Annotated in this window: 8 protein-coding genes; 5 read left to right on the top strand and 3 right to left on the bottom strand. The window is 38.6% G+C overall.

Features of this window, described 5'->3' with window-relative positions:
- The 3 genes from ACE1CC_RS31670 to ACE1CC_RS31660 form a co-directional block, all read left to right on the top strand.
- Window positions 1–184, top strand: a 184-nt coding sequence (locus tag ACE1CC_RS31670) for a transposase (RefSeq protein WP_413271163.1), incomplete at its 5' end; no start/stop codon positions are given.
- Window positions 185–358: 174 nt separating this feature from the next.
- Window positions 359–2707: a DNA helicase PcrA gene (gene pcrA, locus ACE1CC_RS31665; RefSeq protein ID WP_413274418.1), complete on the top strand. Its 2349-nt coding sequence runs from the start codon at window positions 359–361 to the stop codon at window positions 2705–2707.
- 297 nt (window positions 2708–3004) lie between these two features.
- Window positions 3005–3229 carry a DUF4327 family protein gene (locus ACE1CC_RS31660; protein WP_413274417.1) on the top strand — a complete coding sequence of 75 codons (225 nt, stop codon included), beginning with the start codon at window positions 3005–3007 and terminating at the stop codon, window positions 3227–3229.
- A gap of 46 nt (window positions 3230–3275) precedes the next feature.
- On the opposite strand, the gene ACE1CC_RS31655 is transcribed toward ACE1CC_RS31660, so the two are convergent.
- Entirely contained in the window at window positions 3276–4550 is a 1275-nt protein-coding gene (locus ACE1CC_RS31655) for an FGGY-family carbohydrate kinase (RefSeq protein ID WP_413274416.1), read from the bottom strand.
- A gap of 252 nt (window positions 4551–4802) precedes the next feature.
- On the opposite strand from ACE1CC_RS31655, the gene ACE1CC_RS31650 reads away from it, so the two are divergent.
- Together ACE1CC_RS31650 and ACE1CC_RS31645 are read left to right on the top strand one after the other, a co-directional pair.
- Window positions 4803–5153, top strand: coding sequence for a hypothetical protein (locus ACE1CC_RS31650; protein ID WP_413274415.1), 351 nt, complete (start codon window positions 4803–4805; stop codon window positions 5151–5153).
- The gene (locus ACE1CC_RS31645) at window positions 5150–5317 is read left to right on the top strand and encodes a hypothetical protein (RefSeq protein ID WP_413274414.1); all 168 of its coding nucleotides are present in this window, start codon (window positions 5150–5152) and stop codon (window positions 5315–5317) included. The genes ACE1CC_RS31650 and ACE1CC_RS31645 overlap by 4 nt, the downstream gene beginning before the upstream one ends.
- A 272-nt stretch (window positions 5318–5589) precedes the next feature.
- Here the strand turns inward: ACE1CC_RS31645 and ACE1CC_RS31640 are convergent, their stop codons facing one another.
- Both ACE1CC_RS31640 and ACE1CC_RS31635 read right to left on the bottom strand, forming a co-directional pair.
- A complete protein-coding gene (locus ACE1CC_RS31640; protein WP_413274413.1) occupies window positions 5590–6078 on the bottom strand; it encodes a hypothetical protein in 489 nt (162 codons plus the stop codon).
- A gap of 6 nt (window positions 6079–6084) precedes the next feature.
- The gene (locus tag ACE1CC_RS31635; protein WP_413274412.1) at window positions 6085–6375 is read right to left on the bottom strand and encodes a hypothetical protein; all 291 of its coding nucleotides are present in this window, start codon (window positions 6373–6375) and stop codon (window positions 6085–6087) included.
- Window positions 6376–6379: the final 4 nt, after the last annotated feature.

The following is a 6379-nucleotide window of genomic DNA, read 5'->3' as shown; positions in this document are numbered from 1 at the left end:
TGTGGAAATTGCTAAAACCATGAAATCTATCTCTGCTGTACACTTATTTCAAACTTTTAAAGATTTGAAAAAGCGTCGTTTTTGGGGTTCTGGGATGTGGAGTGACAGCACTTTTTATTCTTCTGTCGGTGGTGCTTCGGAGGAAGCTGTTAAGCGATATATTGACTCCCAAAAACGACGCTAATTGTTAAAGGAGGGGGCATCGAACCCCCTCCTTTAACCGTGCTTTCATCCCCACCCACTCTTGGGATGGGGTTTTACGCACGTTCAATAAAATTCACAGAGCAGATTCCTTGGGAATGACGTACTATTAAAAAGCATATTCTGCGGCTTTAGCAGCATAGCACTCTTAGCAATTATGACGAAAATTTCTGATTTTCTTAGCCATCTAAACCCTAGTCAACGTCGCGCAGTCGAACATCACTGCGGTTCTCTGTTAGTTGTTGCGGGTGCAGGTTCTGGTAAAACTAGAGCTTTGACTTATCGCATTGCCAACCTCATCCTTAAGCATAAAATAGATCCTGAAAATATCCTCGCTGTCACTTTTACTAATAAGGCGGCGCGAGAAATGAAGGAACGGATTGAAAAATTGTTTGCCGATCAAATAGTAGAAAAAACTACTGGTAAAAGTTTTGCATCTTTGTCACCAGAGGAACAGACACATTGGCGATCGCGCATTTACAAAGAATACATTAAACCTCTCTGGGTGGGAACTTTCCACAGTCTTTGCGCTCGGATTTTGCGATACGATATCGAGAAATATCAAGATCCAAAAGGTCGGAAGTGGAATCGCAACTTTTCTATATTTGATGAATCGGATACCAAAAGTTTAGTTAAAGAAATTGTTACTAAACAACTTAACCTAGATGACAAAAAATTCGATCCGAGTTCGGTTCGTTACGCCATTAGTAATGCGAAAAACTTAGGTTTATCTCCTCAAGAATTTGCCAGAGAACAACCAAATTTCCGAGGTAAAGTAATTGCTGATGTTTACAGTCGTTACCAAGATGCTTTAGCGGAAAATAACGCCCTAGATTTTGATGATTTAATTTTAGTTCCGGTGCGACTATTTCAGCAAAATGAATCAGTTTTAGGTTATTGGCATCGTCGTTTTCAACATATTTTAGTTGATGAATATCAGGACACTAACCGGATTCAATATGACCTGATTCGGTTGTTAGTTACTAACGGGGAAAACCCGAAAAAGTTTTGTAATTGGGAAAGTCGATCGGTCTTTGTAGTCGGAGATGTAGATCAAGCAATTTACTCTTTTCGCATGGCTGATTTTCGGATTTTGCTGGAATTTCAAGAAGACTTTGGCGATGGTTTACCCGATGAAAAAACTCAGTCAATGGTGAAGTTAGAGGAGAACTATCGCTCAAGGGAAAACATTTTACAAGCAGCGAATCAGTTAATTGAAAATAACACCCAACGCATTGATAAAATATTGCGTCCGACTCGCGGAGAAGGAGAGCCAATTTTCCTGCATTGTGCAGATAATGAAATAGAGGAAGCTGATTTTGTTTTACACCAAATTCGTCAGTTAGAACGTCAAGATAACGATTTTAATTTGGGTGATTTTGCGATTCTTTACCGCACTAACGCTCAATCTCGTCCTTTTGAAGATGCTTTGTTGCGATCGGGAATTCCCTACACAATGGTAGGGGGGTTAAAGTTTTACGATCGCAAAGAAATTAAAGACGCTTTGGCATATTTGCGCTTAATTGTTAACCCCAATGATACTGTCAGTTTGTTGCGAGTAATTAACACTCCTCGGCGCGGAATTGGTAAAACTACGATCGATAATTTAATAGTTGCTGCTAAGGAATTGAGCATACCTTTGTGGGAAATTATCAGCGATGAAGTATCAGTAAATAACTTAGCTGGACGTGCGGCAAAATCAATTAATGGTTTTTGCCAATTAATTCAAAAATGGCAAACTCAATTAGATGTTTTATCAGCTTCGGAAATTGTCCAAGGAATTATGGAAGATTCCGGTTACATCGATGATTTGAAAAAGCAAGGAACTGATGAAGCGCAAGATCGCTTACAAAACGTCTTTGAATTGTTAAACGCAGTCAAACAATTTGAAGAAGAAAATGATGAACCTAGTTTAGGTAATTTTTTAGAAAATGCTTCTTTATCTTCAGATTTAGATAATTTGGAAGAAGGTCAAAAAGCAGTTTCTTTAATGACATTACACTCAGCGAAAGGTTTGGAATTTCCGGTTGTATTTTTAGTCGGAATGGAACAGGGGTTATTACCTCACACTCGCAGTTTAGACGATCCAGAAGGATTGGAAGAAGAACGCCGTTTGTGTTATGTTGGAATTACTCGCGCACAGGAAAGATTGTATCTTTCTTATGCTAGAGAAAGACGCTTATGGGGTGAAAGAGCACCAGCAATTAATTCGCAATTTTTGAAAGAATTACCCAAAGAATTGTTGAGTAGTAAAATAGATGTAGGTGTTCGCAGCGATCGCACAAATTTAACTGCTAAATCTCAAATAGAGAAACCTAATCGCACTCCTACTACTACTGCACAAGGTTGGAAAAAAGGCGATCGCGTAGTTCACAAAACCTTCGGAGTAGGCGAAATTAGTCACGTTTTTGGTTCAGGAAATAAACTCTGTATCGCAGTAAAATTCCCCAGCGTAGGACAAAAAATTCTCGATCCAAAAATTGCTCCTCTGCAAAAAGTTCAATAAAAAGTAAGTACGTTGTTGCGCTTTAGCGCTCTCGATAGTAGCGCTAAACCGCAACAACGTACTCATTTTTCAGTAACTACATATTTCTTAAAAGTTTTGTATAATTCTATGAAAACTTATTAATTTTTGATGATCTATCCGGTATGAAAAGTCTCAAAGCTAGCTAGGACAACCATTTCCATTGTGTTACTTTTTTTAATGAAGTTCTCAGATTAACTGATAAAAAATACCCCAATAGAGAGATGATATAAATACAGCCAAAACTACTACCAAATAAAATTATGGAGTGAAGCGATAATGATTACCTCTAACCTGCATTATTCAATAGACGTGATCAAAGAAGAAGCGCGGGAACTAGTTAAAAAAGGTTTAGTTAGTCCTCAGCAACCAATTTATACTCTTTGTCAGTATATTCGTCAGGGAGAATGGGTTTGTGTGGAATACGAATTAGAAGATTCGGGGTATTTACTGCGCGATCGCATTTGTGATTTGATGGGTTGTCAAGAATGGAAAAATGATTAATTTCCCTCTATTTAGTCAAACTAAAATAGGGTGGGTTTTCCCCATCCTATATTTTCTTGTTGATACCTCGCATAGCTAAAATTGCCGAACCATAAGCCGCTTGTGTGTGCGTTGGTTTTAAAATCGGGACTTTTAAATAACGTTCTCGAATCTTCGTCCAAGTTGGATTTTTTGCACCCCCACCCGCAGTATAAACACAACTTAAAGGTGTTGCACCCAACTGTTTTAATAATTCATATCCCCGCGCTTCAATTCGAGCTATACTTTCTAACAAACCATGCAAAAATTCAACTGGATTTTCTGGACGTGGTTCTAACTTTGGTGGTAAATTAGGGTCGTTAATGGGAAAGCGATCGCCAGCCTTTAACAAAGGATAATAATCAAGATTACTTGACTTTTCCGCATCAATTTGCGAACTCAAACTTTCTAATTCCCGATCGCTAAAGAAACTTTTTAACACCGCACCTCCCGTATTAGAAGCGCCACCAACTAACCACAAATCTCCCAATCTATGACTATAAATTCCATATTTTGCATCATCAACACGAGTGCTACTCAACAGTTTAATTACTAAAGTAGAACCCAAAGATGTACTAGCTTCCCCCGGAGATTTTGCACCACTAGCAAGAAAAGCCGCAATACTATCAGTTGTACCTGCACATACAACACAATCCTTTCTTAATTTCAAACTTGCAGCTATTTCCGATGTAACTTCAGAAATAGGAGTTCCGGGAGTAATAACTTTTGGTAGTTTAAAAGGTATTTCTAAGTTTTCAATCCATTCAGGATAACAAAGTTTTTCTACATCATAACCAAGTTTCAAAGCATTATGATAATCGCTAATTCCTAATTGTCCATGTAATAAAAAAGCCAACCAATCAGCTTGGTGTAGAAAATGAAGATCCCCCCTAGCCCCCCTTACTAAGGGGGGGATAAGATCTTGCCACCATAAAAGTTTTGCTAATGAAGAGGTAGCACTGATTACTGTATGATTTGGTGGTGCAATTTCTTTGAGTTTATCGATTACTTCTATGCCTCTGGAATCGTTGTATAAAATTGGTGAATCAATGGGGTTGCCAGTTCGATCGCATAACAACACCGTTGAAGATGTGCCGTTAATTGCGATCGCACAAATTCCCCCTCTAATTTCTGACGGTATTTCCGCAATTAAAGAAAACAAAGCTTCTCGCCACATTGCTGTTAAATTATCCGTTGAATCAGCAAATAAATATTGTGATTCAGCTTGAATAATTCCTGCTGAATCTATTACTATTGCCCGTGCGCCAGAAGTGCCAAAATCAATGCCAAGGTAGAGATTCATGAAAAAGCAAGTTAATTATCTAGACAAAAATAGCTTTTTTATAGTATAAAATATTTATGACTATTCCAGCAGAAATAATTGCTCTTGTCGAGCGGCTAAATAATGAATAGAAAAGTGGCAATTCAGGGCGGAAGCTAAACGGGCGGCTGCACAGAAGCAGGAAGTTTGAGAGAGCTTGGAGAAGGTCGATCGCATTTATACTATGGTGAAAAGTGCGATCGCTATTTTCCCAGATGATACAATTTAATAATTATGCCAATTCCATCAGAACTTAACAGTCTCATTGAGCGGTTAAATCAAGAGCTAGATATAATTGAGCGGGAAGCAACAGAGGGGCTTAACTTAGCTAGAGTAAGCATGGAACGTTTCCCTAACAATTTTATGTTAGTTCAGTTGTTTGCCTTTTTGAATACGAGTATGTTTTTTGTGGAAGCATCTAGGCGGCGGATAGAGATTAGTGTTGAGTATCTCTCCGCAAGTGATGTGATTACAGCAGAAAGAATTCAGGAAATAGGAGAAGATTTGGCAATAGAATTAGGTCAAGTGCTGGAAACGAAAATAAGCGTTAGTAGGATTAAAGCTCGTTTGGAGAACTTGCAATGACACAAAAAGAACTGGATGAAAAGGAACTGCTAGAGATTCTAGAATTGGCAAAAGAAGCTGAACAGAAAGCCAGGAAAATGTGTGAGACGATAACAGCTAATACAGCCAAATACAAACGTTGGTATGAAGCTAGAAAAGCAGCAGAAGTAGCGGCACAAAAGTAAGATGGGTAAGGTTGGGAAAGGTCGATCGCACATACATAATCTAAGCTAAAAAATGCGATCGCACCTCGAATTTCCTTTACTGAGATCTTGCACCTGCGCTTTTAGCCCGCCCGGAAATCAATTTCCGGGCTAATAGCTCAAGTCCATTAAAATGGACTGAAAGCTTTTAAATCCTAAGTATTTAGTCCTCTTTAGAGGAGTTTAGCTATTAGCCTGTGAATTGATTCGCAGGCGGATTTTGGGAATGGTGCAATATCTGAGTTTAGCATTAGTCATACTACTGGAGTTTCAACAATCACTTCTCCAGAATCGCTTTGCTGTTTAAATACTTGCAAAACCTTTTGTTTCAAACTTGCTAAATCATCGGTAGCTGCATCAGCTTCATAAATAGATTCCGTTGCTGCATTAAAGGCATCTGCATCTAAGGCAAAATACAGAGAATTAGCCGATCTTGCTTGTTGAAAAGCCGCTAAATATGCTGATAACTCTGCCTCACCTGCATCCATCTTTTCTTGTAAATTCCATTGAATTTCATCCAGTTGGTTAACCAAAGCTTCGATTTTTTCCCTTAAAGATTCGTCACCGAAATTGCCAATTTCTATTGCTTTTAATGCTTGGTCAACAATTGGATTGTTTAAGTTATTGCGTTCAATTGCAAATTGGCTGGCAATTAAAGCCGCATTTCTTTGTTGGGAAACAGAGGCTTTTTTGAGAAGTGTAGATAAATCGCGATCGAGCAATTCTAAACGATTTTCTGTCATCTTTACTTAGCTCCTTGGACTCGATTTTTTAGGACTGGCAACTATTCCGTTAGCTCCTTCAATCACCTGGACACAATTTTCACAAATAGGTCGTCCGGCTGCTACTGCAATTACTTTATAATTATTAGTTATAGCCCAACCAATAATGTCAGCTTCAGCATGACCATTACCAGGAATAACAGTTTCTCCAGTTTTGATTGTTGACTTTACTCCTGGTCGCAAGTAACCTCTAATTTCGCTGGTTCCTATGACAATTTTACGGTTTCCTTGCAGGTCTTCTACTACTGCTGCTGCCATTGTT

It is taken from the genome of Floridaenema aerugineum BLCC-F46 (assembly GCF_041929345.1).
GTDB classification, from domain to species: Bacteria; Cyanobacteriota; Cyanobacteriia; order Cyanobacteriales; family Aerosakkonemataceae; genus Floridanema; species Floridanema aerugineum.
Note: the sequence above shows the minus strand (reverse complement) of the source record. Positions and strands in the feature narration are given on the sequence as shown.

Excerpts from the sequence above, each read along its gene's own strand:
- ACE1CC_RS31635 (WP_413274412.1), bottom strand. The coding sequence starts at position 6,375 with ATGGCAGCAGCAGTAGTAGAAGACCTGCAAGGAAACCGTAAAATTGTC.
- pcrA (WP_413274418.1), top strand. The coding sequence starts at position 359 with ATGACGAAAATTTCTGATTTTCTTAGCCATCTAAACCCTAGTCAACGT.
- ACE1CC_RS31660 (WP_413274417.1), top strand. The coding sequence starts at position 3,005 with ATGATTACCTCTAACCTGCATTATTCAATAGACGTGATCAAAGAAGAA.
- ACE1CC_RS31650 (WP_413274415.1), top strand. The coding sequence starts at position 4,803 with ATGCCAATTCCATCAGAACTTAACAGTCTCATTGAGCGGTTAAATCAA.
- ACE1CC_RS31655 (WP_413274416.1), bottom strand. The coding sequence starts at position 4,550 with ATGAATCTCTACCTTGGCATTGATTTTGGCACTTCTGGCGCACGGGCA.
- ACE1CC_RS31645 (WP_413274414.1), top strand. The coding sequence starts at position 5,150 with ATGACACAAAAAGAACTGGATGAAAAGGAACTGCTAGAGATTCTAGAA.
- ACE1CC_RS31640 (WP_413274413.1), bottom strand. The coding sequence starts at position 6,078 with ATGACAGAAAATCGTTTAGAATTGCTCGATCGCGATTTATCTACACTT.